This is a genomic window from Chloracidobacterium sp. (genome assembly GCA_016716305.1).
Classification (GTDB): Bacteria; Acidobacteriota; Blastocatellia; order Pyrinomonadales; family Pyrinomonadaceae; genus OLB17.
Genome location: JADJWP010000002.1, coordinates 340,987 through 358,758, shown reverse-complemented (window position 1 = coordinate 358,758; position 17,772 = coordinate 340,987). Strand labels below are relative to the sequence as shown.

At 51.1% G+C, this 17,772-nt stretch carries 18 protein-coding genes; 7 read left to right on the top strand and 11 right to left on the bottom strand.

Features of this window, described 5'->3' with window-relative positions:
• Window positions 1-16: 16 nt before the first annotated feature.
• The 9 genes from argC to IPM28_03460 form a co-directional block, all read right to left on the bottom strand.
• Entirely contained in the window at window positions 17-1,054 is a 1,038-nt protein-coding gene (gene argC / locus IPM28_03500; protein MBK9172058.1) for an N-acetyl-gamma-glutamyl-phosphate reductase, read from the bottom strand.
• 4 nt (window positions 1,055-1,058) lie between these two features.
• Window positions 1,059-1,478, bottom strand: coding sequence for an arginine repressor (locus IPM28_03495; protein ID MBK9172057.1), 420 nt, complete (start codon window positions 1,476-1,478; stop codon window positions 1,059-1,061).
• A gap of 99 nt (window positions 1,479-1,577) precedes the next feature.
• A complete protein-coding gene (locus IPM28_03490) occupies window positions 1,578-2,783 on the bottom strand; it encodes an MCE family protein (GenBank protein MBK9172056.1) in 1,206 nt (401 codons plus the stop codon).
• 13 nt (window positions 2,784-2,796) lie between these two features.
• Window positions 2,797-3,696, bottom strand: coding sequence for an ATP-binding cassette domain-containing protein (locus IPM28_03485; protein MBK9172055.1), 900 nt, complete (start codon window positions 3,694-3,696; stop codon window positions 2,797-2,799).
• A gap of 22 nt (window positions 3,697-3,718) precedes the next feature.
• Window positions 3,719-4,489 (bottom strand): ABC transporter permease, encoded by a 771-nt coding sequence (locus IPM28_03480; GenBank protein ID MBK9172054.1) that lies wholly within the window; start codon window positions 4,487-4,489, stop codon window positions 3,719-3,721.
• 126 nt (window positions 4,490-4,615) lie between these two features.
• On the bottom strand, window positions 4,616-5,176 hold the full coding sequence (locus IPM28_03475) for a periplasmic heavy metal sensor (GenBank protein ID MBK9172053.1): 561 nt from the start codon (window positions 5,174-5,176) through the stop codon (window positions 4,616-4,618).
• Window positions 5,173-5,919: a hypothetical protein gene (locus IPM28_03470; protein MBK9172052.1), complete on the bottom strand. Its 747-nt coding sequence runs from the start codon at window positions 5,917-5,919 to the stop codon at window positions 5,173-5,175. The genes IPM28_03475 and IPM28_03470 overlap by 4 nt, the downstream gene beginning before the upstream one ends.
• A 5-nt stretch (window positions 5,920-5,924) precedes the next feature.
• Window positions 5,925-6,503, bottom strand: a complete 579-nt coding sequence (locus IPM28_03465; GenBank protein MBK9172051.1) for an RNA polymerase sigma factor — start codon at window positions 6,501-6,503, stop codon at window positions 5,925-5,927.
• A gap of 200 nt (window positions 6,504-6,703) precedes the next feature.
• Window positions 6,704-8,176, bottom strand: a complete 1,473-nt coding sequence (locus IPM28_03460; GenBank protein ID MBK9172050.1) for a proline--tRNA ligase — start codon at window positions 8,174-8,176, stop codon at window positions 6,704-6,706.
• A 128-nt stretch (window positions 8,177-8,304) separates the two neighbouring features.
• On the opposite strand from IPM28_03460, the gene IPM28_03455 reads away from it, so the two are divergent.
• Both IPM28_03455 and IPM28_03450 read left to right on the top strand, forming a co-directional pair.
• Window positions 8,305-9,483, top strand: coding sequence for a proline dehydrogenase family protein (locus IPM28_03455; protein ID MBK9172049.1), 1,179 nt, complete (start codon window positions 8,305-8,307; stop codon window positions 9,481-9,483).
• A gap of 22 nt (window positions 9,484-9,505) precedes the next feature.
• On the top strand, window positions 9,506-9,880 hold the full coding sequence (locus IPM28_03450) for a hypothetical protein (protein ID MBK9172048.1): 375 nt from the start codon (window positions 9,506-9,508) through the stop codon (window positions 9,878-9,880).
• Window positions 9,881-9,967: 87 nt separating this feature from the next.
• Here the strand turns inward: IPM28_03450 and IPM28_03445 are convergent, their stop codons facing one another.
• Entirely contained in the window at window positions 9,968-10,327 is a 360-nt protein-coding gene (locus IPM28_03445) for a hypothetical protein (protein ID MBK9172047.1), read from the bottom strand.
• A 71-nt stretch (window positions 10,328-10,398) separates the two neighbouring features.
• Here IPM28_03445 and IPM28_03440 point away from each other — a divergent pair, with 71 nt between their 5' ends.
• Window positions 10,399-11,673 carry an acetyl-CoA hydrolase/transferase family protein gene (locus tag IPM28_03440; GenBank protein MBK9172046.1) on the top strand — a complete coding sequence of 425 codons (1,275 nt, stop codon included), beginning with the start codon at window positions 10,399-10,401 and terminating at the stop codon, window positions 11,671-11,673.
• Window positions 11,674-11,704: 31 nt separating this feature from the next.
• Here the strand turns inward: IPM28_03440 and IPM28_03435 are convergent, their stop codons facing one another.
• Window positions 11,705-12,277, bottom strand: a complete 573-nt coding sequence (locus IPM28_03435) for a hypothetical protein (GenBank protein MBK9172045.1) — start codon at window positions 12,275-12,277, stop codon at window positions 11,705-11,707.
• 240 nt (window positions 12,278-12,517) lie between these two features.
• On the opposite strand from IPM28_03435, the gene IPM28_03430 reads away from it, so the two are divergent.
• The 4 genes from IPM28_03430 to IPM28_03415 all read left to right on the top strand — a co-directional run bounded on the left by IPM28_03430 (window position 12,518) and on the right by IPM28_03415 (window position 17,748).
• The gene (locus IPM28_03430) at window positions 12,518-13,705 is read left to right on the top strand and encodes an acetyl-CoA C-acetyltransferase (GenBank protein MBK9172044.1); all 1,188 of its coding nucleotides are present in this window, start codon (window positions 12,518-12,520) and stop codon (window positions 13,703-13,705) included.
• A 211-nt stretch (window positions 13,706-13,916) separates the two neighbouring features.
• Complete coding sequence (locus IPM28_03425) at window positions 13,917-14,768, top strand: 3-hydroxybutyryl-CoA dehydrogenase (GenBank protein MBK9172043.1); 852 nt, start codon at window positions 13,917-13,919, stop codon at window positions 14,766-14,768.
• A 117-nt stretch (window positions 14,769-14,885) separates the two neighbouring features.
• A complete protein-coding gene (locus IPM28_03420; protein ID MBK9172042.1) occupies window positions 14,886-16,229 on the top strand; it encodes an insulinase family protein in 1,344 nt (447 codons plus the stop codon).
• Entirely contained in the window at window positions 16,219-17,748 is a 1,530-nt protein-coding gene (locus IPM28_03415) for an insulinase family protein (GenBank protein MBK9172041.1), read from the top strand. Before IPM28_03420 ends, IPM28_03415 begins: the two co-directional genes overlap by 11 nt.
• Window positions 17,749-17,772 lie beyond the last annotated feature (24 nt).

Below are 17,772 nucleotides of genomic sequence, written 5' to 3'. Positions count from 1 at the left end.
TTCAGACAGTTATTGATCAAGGGTTGCTTCCCGGAAATACGAGCCCGGTTTCCTCTTTCGATCCGAACATCAAATTCATGTTTTGTACTGCTTGCCCTGCGGCGCCTTTGACAAGGTTGTCGATGGCCGAAAATATGACCACGTTTCGACCACTCGTGCGAACGCTTAGATCGCAAAAATTGGTGTTTTTCACCCAGTTGATATCAGGAGAGCCATCCCTAAGACGAACAAAAAAAGAATCGGAATAGGTATGTTTGAACAGGTTCATGGCATCTTCATTTGTGATCTCGACGGTCGTTTCTAGATAACAAGAGGCGAAAATACCCCGCGACACCGGTAGACTGTGCGTCATCAAGATAAGGTCGCCGTCAAATCCCCCAAATAAACGAAGATGCTGTTTTACTTCGGGTAAGTGCTGGTGTTCAAATGGCTTATAGGCGTAAAACGAGTTAATTCGCTGCGGATGATGCGTATTGGCAGCCGGTTTTGCTCCCGAACCGGACGAACCCGTCTTAGCGTCAACGATCACTTTCCCGTTTATCAGACCGCTCCTGACCATTGGTGCAAGCGCCAAAGTGATCGCTGTGGCGAAACAACCCGGATTTGCTACGTATTGCGCGTCTTTGATCGCGTCGCGGTTTGTTTCTGTAAGTCCGTAAACGAAACGACTCTGAAGCTCACCTGCATGTTTCCGACCATAATATTGCTCGTGCGTCTTGGGATCATCGAGCCTAAAGTCTCCCGAAAGATCAATAGCCCTGACATGATCGGGTAACTGTGGAATCAGATCCGATGCCTGACCGTGCGGTAACGCGAAAAAGGCCAAATCAACGCCCGCAAGCAATCCAATCGAGTCCAAATTCTGCACAAAAACAAGATCTGTCAGGCCGAGGAGGTTTTTATGCACGTCGCTGACCGCTCGTCCGGCATGTTCATTTGCGGTGACGAAGACTATCTCGGCAAACGGATGGAAGAGCAAAATGCGCAAAAGTTCGCTTCCGCCATAACCAGACCCTCCAAATATAGCGACCTTTATTTTTTCCCCAGTATTCATCGGTTCACGATTCCATTAAGGTTGAGATAGCGGCCAAAGCAGACTTTTGCGCCGTGCGGTCATTTACGGCAACAAATACCGTATCGTCACCGGCGATAGTACCAACGACCGAGCGATCATTCAGGGCGTCGATCATCGACGCGACCGCTGACGCGAATCCCGGAGAACAACGAACCACGAGGAGATTTTCGCCTGCCAGATCGACGCGGCGGAGACCAAGTTTCGACTGTTTGGCATCGATACCCGGCAATACATACTTACCGCCGGCCTTAACGATCCCGAGTTCATCCAGATCGCGGGAAATACTCGCCTGGGTCACATTGAAACCATTTCTACGCAACAGCCTGACAAGTTCGTCTTGACGTTCGATACGTTTCGCAGCAACGATATTTCGAAGAGTCTCTTGTCTTTGGCTTTTTGACATATTTCCCGTATGCATACACATATACTGTATATACATTGTATATATACAGAGTATAGGAGAGAAATATACAACGCGTCAAATACGGTCCGCTTTTTGTCGCTAAAATATTGCGAGCTTTATCCGAAGGAATTTTTTGGGGTTTTGGCGAAAATCGTAGAGGAGTTTGGTTCCCTCGCTCGAGAACTGATTGATGTTCGACGCGGTTTGGTTGATGTTGTTGTAGAGCGTTTCGTCGGTAACGAAACGTCCCAATGTGCCTTTTCCAGCCTGGGCATCCGCAAGTATGGATTCAACCTTGGCCGTAGTGGAGTTGAACCGAGCAAGCGCACTCCGGGCATCTTCGTAAAACTGTTCGTCCTTGAGGAATTTTCCGGCCGTTCCGCGACCCTCTGCAAGGTCGGTTGATATGGCCTTAAAATCGTCGGCGATCGCGTTTATCTTTGCTGCGGACGTGCGAAGATCGGTGATGGCAGCCCTGGTCTCATTGTAAAGAGCATCGTCGGTGACAAACTTGCCGGCCGAACCACGGCCAGCTTTGATATCGTTTGAAATAGCTTCAAGCTGTGCGACGGTCTTGTTGAGATTGTTATAGAGATCCGGGTTGTTGATGAATTGGCCGGCGGTTCCTTCACCTTTGTTGATCTTTTCGATCGTCGTCTGCAGCTTTACCATCGTCAGTTTGGTTTCTGCTACCGTTGCGTCAAGGTTTCTGTAAAGTGACTCGTCATTGACGATCCGTCCGATGGTGCCTTCGCCTTGATTGGCCTTATTTAGGATCTCATTCGCAGGAACCGCGAGCTTATTGATCTGCTGAAGCAGATCGTTTCCTGTTTTCGTAAGCTGATTGATGGAAATGGCCTCGCTTGATTCCAGAATATGGTTTTCAGCAACGGGCGAGCCTTTTGCGGTTCCCGGAGAGATATTGATCGTCTTGTCGTTTGCAAGTACAGATACAGCTATGAGCTGCGCGGTCGAGTCCGTTCGTATCCGCTCGGATATCGGTTTACCGTTCAATTCGCCGTCAACGGCCATTACAGCCTCGATCTTGGCTTCTTCCGGCGAATCGGGCGGGAGTAGAACGACCTCGCGTACCTTTCCTATTCTGACGCCGGCCAATTGAACCTCAGAGCCTTCTCGAAGTCCGTCAGCCGCTGCAAAACGCGCCTTGAGTATGATCTTCTTCTCGAACGGATTAAAGTCACCCGTGGAATTGAGGATCAGAAATGCGAGGATAAGAAGGCCAAAAAGCACAAAAATGCCAACTCTCAGCTGCGTAAATGTCAGTGTTTTGCGTGTTTGCACCATTTGTATCGATCTCTCACTTGCCGTAGACGAATCGCCTGATATACGGATCTTCGCTCGAGGATAGTTGTTCGTCGCTTCCGCTGAAGGTGATCTTACCGTCGCGGAGCATCAGGATATCGGTATTGACGAGGCAAAGCCTTTCGCCTTCCTTTTCAAGTACTATCTCGCCGTTTTCATTCACGGTCGCGTATTCGGATGAAAGGTACTTTACATTGTTCATCTCATGCGTGACAAAGATCGACGAGACATCCTGAAGATCGCGCAGCTTTATTGCCAGTTCACAAATCGTTCGAGCGGTCGGGGGATCCAGGCCGGCGGTTGGTTCATCGAAGAGTACGATCTGAGGATCGCCGACGAGGGCCCGTGCGATCCCGACTCGCCTTCGCATTCCGCCTGATAGCTCACTTGGCATCTTATCGACCGCGTCCTCGAGATCGACGAACCTGAGCATTCGTTTTACTTCGATCTCGACCTCGTCCTCCGATACGCCCTGTTCCAATAGACGGTATGCGACATTGTCGTGCACCGAGATCGAGTCAAACAATGCTCCTTCCTGAAAGACCATCCCGATCTTTTGCCGCACCGGCATCATTTCAGGCTCGTCGTATGCCGTAATGTCCTCACCATCGATAAGGATCGCGCCCGAATCCGGCTTCAGTAGTCCGAGGATCAGCCGAATGATCGTCGATTTGCCGCCGCCGCTGCGCCCAAGAATGATCTTTGTCTCGCCCCTTCGAACTGAAAAGCTGATACCGTCAAGGATCTTCTTTTCGTCAAATGCCAAATGCACGTCTCGAAACTCGATGACCGGCAATATCCGATCGGGTTCGTCGACCGCATCGTGGATGCTTTCGGCGTCCTCGATATTGAAACCGTGGGAGTCTTTGTGTTCATCAATATCGGACGCAAGCATAAGATTTCACCGATTATAGGGTCTAGATACGGCCGATGTCGAGAACGTACTGGAGCGCCTTCGAAAGAAAAAAGTCGAAAATGATGACCCAGATCGACGAGATCACAACAGCGTTCGTGACCGAACGGCCCACGCCGACCGTGCCACCCGAGGTGCTCAATCCCTTGTGACACGAAACTGCTCCGATGACCAATCCAAAGAACAGCGGTTTTATCATGCCGCCAATGATGTCAGACGTTGAAATTCCGTTTCGGACCGATTCGACAAACACATTGACGTCCTGGTTGTAAAGGTAGTTCGCGACAACGCCGCCGCCGATCAGGCCGAAGATATCTGCTGCAACGGTCAAAAGCGGAAGCATCATTATCAAGGCAATTATTCGCGGAACTACCAGTTTACGGACCGGGTCCGTACCTAATGCCCGCATTGCGTCGATCTGCTGCGAGACGACCATTGACCCCAACTCAGCGGAGATCGCCGATCCGATGCGTCCAGAGACCATTAACGCAGATAGGACCGGGCCCAATTCGCGGATGAGAGACGTCGCGACCGAACGGCCCGATTCACTTTGGATACTGTAATATTCAAGGGTAGGGAATGTTTGAAGAACGAGGACGCCGCCTGTGAAGAATCCAGTCAAAAGGACGATCGGTAATGAACCGACCCCGATAAGATCCATTTGCCTTACAGTTTCTGAAAGATAACGCGGCCCCGTGGCGAGGCTTACGATCCCACGCCAAATAAGCAGACTTATATCTTGCAGTTCGGAGAGAAATTTAGCGACTGGATTCATCGTCAAACGAAAAATTGGTAAGGCTTTTGGATCAACTGCTAAAGGTTACAACGAACTAAAGCAAACACCAAACAAAAGCAGCCGGCCGGTTAAGGTCGACTGCTTTTGCCGTTGCTTTGGGGGAACCTATAAACTAGGCGGATCTAGGGGCCTTTTTGGGCCCGGCACGCCGTCGCGAGGTTGAGCCGGCCTATTCCCGCGCCGTTGCTGCATATTTTCTCTCATCTGTCCAAAACGCGCTCGTAGCTCTCTGAATTTGACAAGTTGCTCAGGAGTCAAAATTCTGCGGATCGCGAGCTCACCCTGGAAGCGAAGCTTTGCGACCTCGGCCTGAGCCAACTGAAACGCTCGAAGCTTTTCAGCGACCTCGGATTCTTGCATATTATCAGCATATATCGCAAGGTCGAGTTCCCGATTCGCTTCCCGCAGTTTGCGTTGTGCTTCCTGCATCAACGGCCGGCCCTCAACGTTCAAAAGCCGCAACTGCCGTATCTGCGGTTGTGTCAGGCCGAGTTCGCGCAACAGATTAGGCTGCCGAATTGCCTGGCCATCAGGCGGGGGCCCTTCGGGGCGGTCAACCGGTTGCGTGACCTGGGCTGACACACCGACAGTGAACAGGAGAAATGCCAGAAACAAATTCCCGAAAAGGGCACATTCTTTAAATACGGTCTTAAACATGGGCTTCAATCACTTGTTTCAATGTCTTCCAGAAGGTCAGCCAAACGAAGGCTGTCGTCCTGATCTTCTTCATATTCGAGCAACCGCGGAGACCTTATATTTGTGGTCTCCGAACCGCGATTCGGACGGGTTGCGTTCGTTCGTCGTTCTGTCGGTCGCGACGATGTCCTGATCGCTTTCGCCGGTTCGGATCTCGTCGGGGTCGCACTAGGAGGAACCGGAAGGACCGTATCTGATCGCGAAGTCTGAAGGGTATCGCTGACCACGGTTTCGCCAACCGTTCTAATAGCACCCTCATTGCTGCTCACTGCAGATACTTTTTCCGGCGACGGTGCGGGCAAATTGCGATTTTCGAGGACGGCAACGTCAACCGGTACGCGAAGGTCGAGGACCAATCCTGCAAGAACCAATATTCCCACGATCGCGGCTGCAGAAAAACCGGCTCCGACCAAACGTGGAACTTGAAAAATCGCTCGAAAACCGTCAAACCAACCTGGCGTATGACCTAACGATGTATCAGCAACGCTCGGTAATTCTATTACGGGGTCGGACAAAGGAGCGAATTCAACATCCTTCCATTCACGCAGCGAAAAGGCTGCATTAGACAGTCCCGCAAGTTCATCGATACAAAAGCTGCATTTCGGCAAATGATCGTCGAAACTCTCCCGTTCGGCCGCAAGCATTTCGTTATAGATATATGCAACGATCTGCCCGCTGAAGTTGCAGTTGTGCTTTTCCACTTTCTCGGTCATTTTATTTATGCCACCTCGATCGGTAACCGTTCCAATTTCATCCTAAGTTGCCTCAACGCCGTATATAGCCTGCTTTTTACCGTACTCAGCGGAAGCTCCAGGGTCTCTGAGATCTCTTGAAACGTCATATCCTCAAACTCTTTCATGACGATCACTTGCCTCAGTTCGACCGGAAGCGAACCGACCGCTTGCCTGACGATCACCAGTCGCTCGCCTTGCTCTGCATTGATCATCGGCGAAAACTTGGCCGGTGCCACGAAGACCCTATCTTCCTCATTGGATTCGTCATCGAGAAAATCCTCTGAGCGGGCCTTGTTTCGACGCTTGGTTGTCAAACACTGGTTCACCGCGATTCGATGAAGCCAAGACGACACCTTTGCTTCGCCGCGGAATTTTGCCAAATTGCGATACGCGGCGATGAAAGTCTCCTGCGCGGCATCTCTTGCCTCATCTTCACGTGTAAGCATACCGAAGCAGAGAGCGAAGATCTTTCGTTCCCAGCGTTTAACGATTTCGCCGAAAGCTTCGGGGTCGTCCGAAATTGCCAATTCGACAAGTTGCTCATCCGTAAAGTTCTTAAACATCTACTCGTGTAGGCGAACGATCTTGCACGAGAATAATACCGCATCTGCGGAAACGAACGCGAAACATTCGCATTCTCACATTCTTGGACGAGTCAAAACCCGAAAAAGTCGAAATGAGTGGTGTGTAACAGATTAGATTTCTGTTGAAAAAGAAAAAGGACGGCGCGTAGCCGTCCAAACTTCAACCGGATTTCCTTGTTTCAATAGGCCCTGGCGAAAACAACGCGTTTGCCCGATTCGTTACCCGTATAAATGCACTTTCCTGCCTCTTCCAGCGAATTAAGAGGTATGCACCTGATAGTGGCTTTGGTCTCTTCTTTGATCTTATTTTCAGTTTCGGCTGTGCCATCCCAATGAGCCATCAAAAAGCCGCCTTTTTCTATCTGTTCCTTGAATTCATCCCAAGTGTCGACATTGAATGTATTCGTTTCGCGGAATTCCATCGCCTTTCGGTAAATATTTGCCTGTATTTCGTCAAGCAAGGAGCTTAAATACTCAACTATTCCTTCGACGGGCCGTGATTCCTTTGACAGCGTGTCACGACGAGCGACCTCGACCGTGCCATTTTCGAGATCGCGCATGCCAATGCCAAGGCGAACCGGAACTCCGCGGAGTTCGTATTCGGCAAATTTCCACCCGGATCTTTGGTTTTCGCTGTCGTCGTATTTTACGGATATGCCGGCCGCTTTAAGCGCATTGAGGATCGGACCGATCCTCTCGCTCAAAGCAGCGAGATCCTCGGGGGTCTTGTAAATCGGGATAATGACCACCTGGATCGGAGCAAGTTTTGGGGGAAGAACAAGTCCCTGATCGTCGGAATGCGCCATGATGAGCGCTCCCATCAGTCGTGTTGAGACGCCCCAGCTCGTCGCCCACGGAAAATCTAGTTGATTCTCTTTGTTGACAAACTTTACATCGAACGCTTTCGAGAAATTCTGTCCGAGAAAGTGCGACGTGCCGCATTGCAGAGCCTTTCCGTCCTGCATCATGCCCTCAATGCAATAAGTCTCCAGAGCGCCTGCAAACCGTTCGCTTGGCGTCTTTACGCCTTGGACGACAGGCAGCGCCATCCAGTTTTCGGCGAAATCGGCATAAACACCAAGCATTTGCTCGGTCTCGGCGATCGCTTCCTGCTCGGTCGCATGTGCGGTGTGCCCTTCCTGCCAAAGGAACTCTGCCGTACGGAGGAATATCCTGGTGCGCATCTCCCAGCGAACAATGTTACACCATTGGTTCACCAAAACCGGAAGGTCACGCCACGACTGTATCCAACCCTTGTAGGCGTTCCAAATGACGGTTTCCGACGTCGGCCGGATGATGAGTTCTTCTTCAAGCTTCGCGTTCGGATCAACAACGAGCCCAGGGCCGTCAGGATTACTTTTGAGACGGTAATGCGTCACGACAGCACATTCTTTTGCGAAGCCCTCGGCGTGTTCTTCTTCTTTCTCCAGAAACGATTTTGGGACGAACAAAGGGAAGTAAGCATTCTGATGACCTGTTGCTTTGAACATGTCGTCCAGAGCACGCTGCATCTTTTCCCATATTGCAAAGCCGTAAGGCTTGATGACCATACATCCGCGTACCGCCGAGTTTTCGGCAAGATCCGCGCGCTTGACAATTTCGTTATACCATTCCGAATAATTCTCGGATCGCTTCGGTAATGCTTTGCTCATAACTGTTTCGCTGCTTTAGTTCTCGTAAAACAAAGATACTAAAGCAAATTACGCAAAGTCACAATTTTACAAAAGTATTTCTATGGCATAATCTGTGGCTTTGTTCTTGCCGAACCCGCGACGATCATATGAGCGAACTTGCAATCGATTTCCAGGACACCGCAACTGCATTTGCCGATAAATCAGACACAGAACTCCAGGAAAAGTACAGACTTTTCAGAATGATGAATTCGCCTTTTCTGAATGCAATAAGCACCGGAGCGGCTAAATTCGCGCTCGGTCTGGGACTGCCGGTGGAAGGCTTGATAAAACGCACGATATACGAGCAGTTTTGCGGTGGAGAGACTATCGAGGAATGCCAGCTCGTGATCGAGCGGCTCGGTAAGGCGGGTATTGGGACGATTCTCGATTATTCCGTTGAAGGAAAGACAAAGGAGTTAGAATTCGATGAGACCAAGGCCGAAATAATGCGGACCGTCGAACGCGCCAAGAACGACCCGAATATTCCCTTCGCGGTCTTCAAGGTCTCGGGAATTGCCCCTTTAGGCACGCTCGAAAGAATGAGTTCGAAGAAGAAACTCGACGCGAAAAGCCAAATGAAATGCGAGGCGATCCATGCCCGGGTCGAGGAAATATGCTCGCTTGCGCACAGGCTCGGCCAGCCGGTATTCATCGACGCTGAAGAATCCTGGATACAGGATGCGATCGATCGAATGGCGAACGAGATGATGGCAAAGTTCAACGTCGGCCGGGCGATCGTATTCAATACGGTCCAGCTCTATCGAAAAGACCGCTTGCAGTTTCTCCGCGATTCGCGAAAGCTTGCGAAACGCGAGGGGTTCGTTCTTGGGATGAAACTTGTCCGCGGAGCTTATATGGAAAAAGAACGCGAACGTGCCGCTGACATGGGTTACGATTCGCCGATCCAGCCCGATAAAGAATCCACGGACGCCGATTACGATGCTGCAGTCGATTATTGCCTGTCTCATTTGGACGAGATCGCATTCGTCGCGGGCACGCACAATGAAGCCAGTACCCGTCGCCTTGTCGAGCAGCTTCATGACCAGAACGTTCCGCCAAAGCATCCTCACGTCAATTTTTCGCAGCTATACGGGATGAGCGACAACCTTTCGTATGTTTTGGCGAAACATGGCTATAACGTCTCAAAATATGTTCCTTACGGTCCTGTAAAGGATGCTGTTCCATATTTGATTAGACGGGCGGAAGAGAATACCTCAACGGCAGGTCAAGTGAGCCGCGAACTCGTGCTGCTAGAAAGGGAAATGGAACGGCGAAGACGCAAATGAACTGAACCATCCTTCGGTTCGTATGATCAAACATATTATTATCGGTCCGAATTGCGGAACTGGTGAGCAGGAACCTTTGAACTTTTGCCGGATGTGCGGATCGTTTGTTCCTGATTTGGATGGCGTCGTTCAGAAAGAGCAGCCTATCGAAGTTCACTTAACTTCAGATTCGTTTCTTACGCTGATCACGGCTGCCGTTTCGCTTATCTTTGCGATAGTTGTCCATTATACGTTTTGGTGCCGCGAAGGTGTCCCACGGGTGATCTATCCGGCAGCAGGGTTTTTGCTCGCGATGACCGCGTGGCATATCCAGACTTATGTAAGAACCGGAATAGTGAAAATGCCGATCGATATGTTGAGGCCAAAACGCGAGAGCGTGCCGATTTCGGTTGCATAGATCAACGCCGCGAATTACGCCGATTTTGTCACAGCCAGTTTTTCAAAAAGCACTGCAACGAAGATCAATTTGCCAAAACAGTAGTATTTACCGTAGCCCGAGCATAAGCCGAACCGACCGATCGACGACGGCCCTATCTGGATCCGATCGCCACTTCTCAAGCGGGATCAGTTCATGCGAACTCAGTGGAATATTAGCGAGAAAAGCTACTTGGGTGCTTTCGAACGAACGGTTGGTCATCGCAACGTGAGGTAACGCGACACTCAGATCATGAGCCCAACTGTCCGAGTTTTCGATCGACTCTACGTCTAGAAAAAGATCCGAATACACGGCAATGTGCCAAATCAGGCCATCGGTTGAATCGTCCCGATGCAATATTCTTAAAATTCCGAATCCGGATTCGAGCTGGAAAACGAGATAATCGCCCGGCAAAAATTCTAAAGGCATTGGAAAACCTTAGCATAATTAAAAAACAACAGGCGAACATAGAAATACGGACGTGATGAAAGAAACCCCAGATGGAAATCCACAATAAAGCAGAAGATGCCGTAAAGCCGGTGAAGAGCAATGACCGCGTTTTCGTTCACAGCGTTGCGGCGGTCCCGCAGATCCTTATCGACGCTTTGGTCGAAAGGGCAGCGGAGCTGCGTGATGTTGAGTTCGTGCACCTCCACACAGAAGGGAAAGCGACCTATGCGGAGCCGGCCTATGTTGAGAGTTTCAAGGTAAATGCATTTTTCGTCGGCCCAAATATTCGTAGCGCGGTCAATGATGGCAGGGCTGACTATATCCCGGTCTTCCTCTCCGAGATACCCGCGCTTTTTCGACGTGGAGTTTTACCCATCGATGTCGCATTGATCCACGTCTCGACGCCAGACAAGCACGGGTTTTGTTCGCTGGGCGTTTCGGTCGACATCGCACGCTCGGCGGTCGAGTGTGCAAAGATCGTCGTCGCTCAAATCAATCCGCAAATGCCAAGAACGCATGGCGATGCTCTGGTTCACATCAGCGATATCGATCACGCAGTTTTCGTCGACACGCCGCTGCCTGAGGTCAAGATGCCCGAACTCACCGACATCGATCGGGCGATCGGCAGCTATGTTGCTGAAATGATCGAAGATGGATCAACGCTTCAGATGGGAATTGGTTCGATACCAAATGCAGTGCTTGCGTCCCTGCTCGGACACAAGGATCTTGGGATCCATACCGAAATGTTTTCGGACGGGTTGATCGAACTCGTCGAAAAAGGTGTTGTTACCGGAAGTAAAAAGGCAAAGCATCCTGGGAAGATCGTAGCTGGCTTCGTGATGGGGACGCGACGGCTTTACGATTTCATCGACGATAATCCGCAGGTTCTAATGCTGGATATTGCCTACGTCAATGACAGCGCGGTCATCCGACGAAATCCCCGCGTCATCGCTGTCAACAGCGCGATCGAGGTCGATCTTACAGGTCAGATCTGCGCTGATTCGATCGGGACAAGGCAGTATTCGGGTGTAGGCGGTCAGATGGATTTTATCCGAGGGGCTTCGTTATCAGAAGGCGGAAAGCCGATCATAGCGTTGCCATCCATCACTTCGAGGGGCGAAAGCAAGATCGTTCCCTTTCTTAAGGAAGGTGCAGGAGTCGTCACCACCCGAGCACACGTGCATTACGTCGTGACCGAATATGGGGTAGCAGATCTTTATGGAAAGAACCTCCGGCAAAGGGCCGCTGCCCTTATCGCAGTTGCTCATCCCGATCATCGCGAAGATCTTGAGCGAAGTTCCTCAGAGCGCTTTCGGCGCATATAAGAACCATCGCGATCAAATTTAAGCAGGCACATCAAATAACGCCTTCGTTCCGCATTTTTTCCCACATCCAAACCTTTGAACCGGCGTCGTCGTCCCCTGCACCGGCAACTCCACCATGAGATGTGTCGAAGTCCTTCCGATCGAGATTGACGCCTTTCGCCACCCGTTTTCCACAAGTGGGAAATAATTGTCTATCCATCCAACTCTTTTTGGTTGCAACGGCGTGGTACACATTCACGACGCTGTCGGGGATAAGATCGAGGTCGCTATTTGTTGACGTATCCTGGTCGACCGCGTCGAAAAGGAACATTGCGTCCACCTTTGTGCCTCGGCCCTTGAGGTTATGAGCCACCTGAATGCACGCCGCCGCACCGCGGCTCCACCCGATCAGGCAAACTTTTCCGCTATTTGAGCCGATGTAGGAACAGGCGCGATCGGCCATTTTTCTGATGTTAATGCCGCTGAAGGAATTCGAGATCGCTGCCGGTCCCGGTATGTAGATGCCATGCGGCTCTTTAGTAGTAAGATAAGCTTCCCAAACGTAATATTTATAGTTGTTTTCGCCGAAGATCGTTGGCGAGCTTCCTTCGAGGGCAAGTAACATCGCGGCCTCCTAATCCTAATTTGTGGACGTATGTTTCGTTAGAGAACTTTCGGATAGACCAATTTTACACGTTGCGAAATTAAGGTCAATATCTGATCGCTGTCGTATTATGTTTTGCATGCTCTCTGGTATTAATCTTTAGACGTCTGGACACCTCCGGATTGAAACGGACGAATAGAGAGCTTAGAATTAGAGTGTTATAGTGAGCTATTTTGATAACGGATATTACCAATTATGACGATCAAGAATGAAGCAGTAATAATCAGCGCCGCTCGAACGCCGACCGGCAAATTTCAGGGTGCTTTGAAGGGTTTCACCGCGCCAGAGCTTGGTGCGATCGCGATAAGGGAAGCTGTCAAACGTGCTGGTGTCGATCCCGCAGCGGTCGATGAGGTGATAATGGGCTGCGTGGTCCAGGCCGGCATTGGGCAAGCGCCGGCGAGACAAGCTGCATTGAAAGCAGGATTACCGCCCGAGGTTTCAGCGCTCACGGTCAATATGGTCTGCGGTTCGGGATTGCGTGCGGTAGCGCTTGCCGGACAATCTATTAAGTTGGGCGACAGCGACCTCGTCGTTGCCGGTGGAATGGAATCGATGTCTAACATCCCTTACGCCCTGCAAACGGCGCGTGAGGGATTTCGAATGGGAAATCAGACGGCTACAGACCTGATGATCCATGACGGTCTCTGGTGTCCGTTCGAAAACTGGCACATGGGCAATACGGGTGAGGTGGTTGCGGAAAAACATCAGATCGGACGTGAACTCCAGGACGAATTTGCGTTCAACTCGCACCGCAAGGCTGCGGAAGCACAGGCAGCCGGCCGCTTCAAGGACGAGATCATCCCGATCGAGATAGCCCAAAAGAAAGGCGATCCGATCTTGCTCGATCACGACGAACCGGTCCGTCCGGAAACCACGATCGAAGCTCTCGCAAAACTCAAGCCGGCATTCAAGAAAGATGGCGGAACCGTCACCGCCGGCAATGCACCAGGAGTGAACGACGGAGCTTCGGCTCTTGTCGTCACGTCATCTGCCAAGGCTGCAGAGGTTGGTATCGAACCGCTGGGACGAATCGTATCGTATGCAGTTTCAGGCATCGAACCGAAATACATCATGCTCGCACCGGTCGAGGGCATCCGACGCGCTGTCGCTAAAGCTGGTTGGTCGCTCGAGGACGTTGACCTATTCGAGCTGAACGAGGCGTTCTCGGTCCAGGCTCTTGGTGTCATGAAAGAGCTTGGGATCAATCCTGAACTGGTCAATGTCAATGGCGGCGCGGTTGCCATGGGTCACGCGATCGGCAATTCCGGCGGACGTGTGCTAACAACTCTGCTATATGAAATGAAACGCCGAGGGGCCAAGCGAGGGGTAGCGGGCCTTTGCCTCGGAGGCGGCAACTCAGTTGCGATGGCGATTGAGCGCGAATAGCGCCAATGGCCAGTTCGGTAGTTTGTGCGGGTTGGAAGACGTTTGTTTTTCGACCCGTTATCATATTGCATGTTCCGCCGACCGGACTGAATAGATTTGAACCAAAATCACCGGCCCACACACGCTGCCCGTCACTGTCTTTGTTTTCGCAGGTGGCTTTCGATATTCTATTCCGTTCTCGATCCAAATCAATTCTAAAGGGATAAAGCAAATGACCATATCTATCGGAGTGATCGGTGCCGGAACAATGGGGAACGGCATCGCCCAGACTGCCTCTGGCGCGGAATTTGACGTCGTTATGTGTGACGTAAAACCTGAACTCGTCGAACGAGGCCTCGCGAACATTGGAAAGAGTCTTGACCGGTTCGTAAAAAAAGAGACTATGACCGAGGAACAGCGGTCGAAGATCCTCGGACGCATCAAGGTTACGACCGAACTTAATGACCTCAAGGAATGTGCTCTCGTCGTCGAAGCGGCAACCGAGAATTTCGAGATAAAGAAAAGCATCTTTCAACAGCTTGATTCGATCTGTGGGCCGGACGCTATTCTTTCATCGAACACTTCCTCGATCTCGATCACGAAGATCGCTGCTGTAACGGCCAGGCCTGATAGGGTCATTGGAATGCATTTTTTCAATCCAGTTCCATTAATGAAGCTGGTTGAGGTAATTCGCGGGATCGCGACCTCTGACGAGACATATGCGACGGTAAAGCAACTATCGGAAAGACTCGGGAAGGTCCCGGTCGAATGTAATGACTATCCCGGATTCGTCTCTAACCGTGTACTCATGCCGATGATCAATGAGGCCGTTTTTGCCCTCCATGAAGGCGTTGCTACAAAGGAAGCGATCGATGAGATCATGAAACTCGGCATGAACCATCCAATGGGTCCGTTAACCTTAGCTGATTTCATTGGCCTTGATGTATGCCTCGCGATCCTCAACGTCCTCCATGAAGGCCTAGGCGACCCCAAGTACCGTCCGTGCCCGTTGCTTAAAAAGTACGTCGATGCCGGCTGGCTCGGACGAAAGTCCGGAAAGGGCTTTTACGACTACGCTCAATAGCGCATACACGCCCGTCACCGTTTGGCGACAGCTCGCATCCAAGTTGATGCGATCGGTAACGAACTACTTTTTCTCGTACGTCGGTCGCTGCTAAATTTCATTTGGTGAAATATGAAAATGCTGAAGATATTGTGTTGTTCGTTGTTGCTGCTTAGTGTTACGGCGGTCGCCCAGATTAAGGTGCCGCCGCTGGCGATCAAGGAACGCACGCTTTCAAATGGGCTGCGAGTCGTGACCCATCGCGACACCTCGAGCCCGACGGTTTCGATACATGTTTGGTATAACGTCGGGGGCAAGAACGATCCCCCCGGACGGTCCGGTTTTGCACATATGTTCGAACACATGATGTTCAAATCGACCAAAAACATGCCAAACGAAAAGTTGGACCGGTTGACCGAGGACGTAGGCGGTTTTAACAACGCTTCGACCTGGCCAGACTACACGAATTATTACGAGGTCGTTCCATCGAACCATCTTGAAGTTCTGTTATGGGCCGAGGCCGACCGGATGGTAAATCTGAACGTCGACGAGACAAACTTCAATTCAGAGCGCGATGTTGTGAAAGAAGAGTTTCGCCAGGGAGTGCTGGCGAATCCTTATGGACGTTTTTTTGAGTTGATAGACAGCCTTTCATATCAAAGGCATCCGTATCGGCGAGGCGTGATCGGAAATCTTGAAGAGCTTGACGCAGCAACTCCGGCGGATGCCCAGAAGTTTTATCGCGAGTTTTATCGTCCGGACAACGCGGTCCTGATCGTCGTCGGCGATTTTGACGAAGCGCAGTTGACTGCATGGGTCGATAAGTATTTTGGAAAGATCTCGAAACCAGCCGGAAATATTCCTCGAGTGAATGTCACCGAGCCTGACTGGACTGCCGAAAGGCGATATGCCGAATTTGCCCCGATCGTGCCGTTTCCGGCGGTCGCCATTACATATCTCGCCCCAGGTCCAAAGAGCCCCGACGTGCCGGCTCTAATTCTTGCTCAGAATATACTTTCAGGCGGCGCAAGCTCACGAATGTATATTGAACTCGTACGTAATCAAAAGATAGCTCAGGACGCGTCTTTCCGGGCAGACATCAGGGTAGATAGAGGGCTGATAACGTTGGTCGGCATCGCCTCCGATACCGGTACGTCGGAGTCTCTTGAAAAGGGGTTGCTGGCCGAGATCAAAAAGATGCAGGATGCACCCGTGACGGCCCAGGAGTTGGAAAAGGCTAAGAATCAAGTGATCTCATCGGCGATCCAACAACGAGAAAATAACGATGGCCGGGCGATAATCATCGAGCGAGCCATTGCTTACCTTGGCGATCCGAAAGCTGTAAATGATGAGGTCGAAAAACTACAGGCCGTGACGCCGGCCGATATCCAGCGTGTAATGCGGCAATATATGAAAGACAACAATCGCGTCGTGATCTATTACAACCAAGCGAAGGCGGAGGTGAAGACCAATGAAAACTAATCAACCTCTCCGGTCGCCAATCGGCAGAGATCGACACGCAGGTCAGTATCAGCATAATACGACAAGAACCGCGGCGATCATTACGATCTTCGTCACGATGATCATCATTTGCGCTTCGGTCGTTCCATCTTTATCGCAGGAACCGAGGCCCGGCCCGGCACGTTCGGTAACGATTCCGGCGATAAAAGAGACAACGTTGAAGAATGGTTTGACGGTATCGGTCGTTGAAAAGCGGTCGATCCCGATGATAACGGTACAACTACTAATTCGCACCGGAGCTTACAACGAATCGTTGGAAAAGGCGGGCCTTGCTGATCTGACCACGTCGATGCTGACGAAAGGAACGAGAACGCGCTCCGCTGAACAGATAGCACAAGAGATCGAGTTTCTGGGGGGCGGCATCAATTCAGGCGCGGGTTGGAACAGTTCGGCTGTGACGATCGGCGTTACGTCGGACAAGATCGAAAAAGCAATGTCCATCATGGCCGATGTCGTTCGAAATCCGACCTTTCCACGGTCCGAACTAGATCTTCTCAAAACTCAGGCGATCGACGGACTGACTTACAACCTTACGCAGCCCGGTTTTATCGCCGGCTATGTCGCCAGCCGATATACCTTTAATGAACACCCCGCGGGTGGCACGACCGCAAGCATCGAAAGTATCGCGGTCGATGATCTACGCGCCTTCTACAATAAACAAATAGGTCCTAGATCTTCGGTCCTGATCTTCGCAGGTGACATTTCAGCGGCCGCGGCAACTCAACTCGCTGAGAAATATTTTGGTTCTTGGGCGAGCGATGCTCAGGAGGCAAGATATACGGCTCTTCCGTCGTCAGGTTCAAACTCGACAGCATCAAATCGGCTTTTGGTTATCGACGTACCGGATTCCGGACAGGCGGCCGTAACCTACGCCAGATCGTTGAACGGCGTTCGGCGGTTTGAAAAGACTGATTTTTACCCGTCAGCTGTTCTTAACTCGCTACTCGGTGGCGGTTATTCATCGCGGCTGAACCAGGAAATTCGGATTAAACGGGGTCTGAGCTACGGGGCGGGCAGCGGATTTGCATGGCGACCCGCCGCCGCACGGTTCACGGCTCGGACCCAAACGAAGAATGAATCAGCGCCGGAAGTGGCTGAGCTGATGATCGCCGAAGTAAACAGGTTAACGACTGGTGAAGTGCTGCCGGCAGAACTGGATCCGCGTAAGGCCGTACTCACAGGTGGATTTGGGCGCAATATCGAGACAACCGGCGGACTCGTTAATGCACTCGCTGACCTCTATACGTTCGATTTGCCCAATACAACGTTGAATTCATATGTGACAGACGTCGGCGGTGTGACCGACGCCCAGATCCGGGATTTCGCAAAGGCCCATCTTCTCGGCGGCGATATAATAATCGTCGGCGACTATTCGAAGTTCAAGGCTGATCTTGCCAAGAGATTCCCGGATAGGGCTGTCAACGTGATCCCGGTGGCGGAGTTGGATATCACGAGACCGGGTTTAAGAAAAACCAGTTGAGTTTGTCTGAGACAACGATGTTAA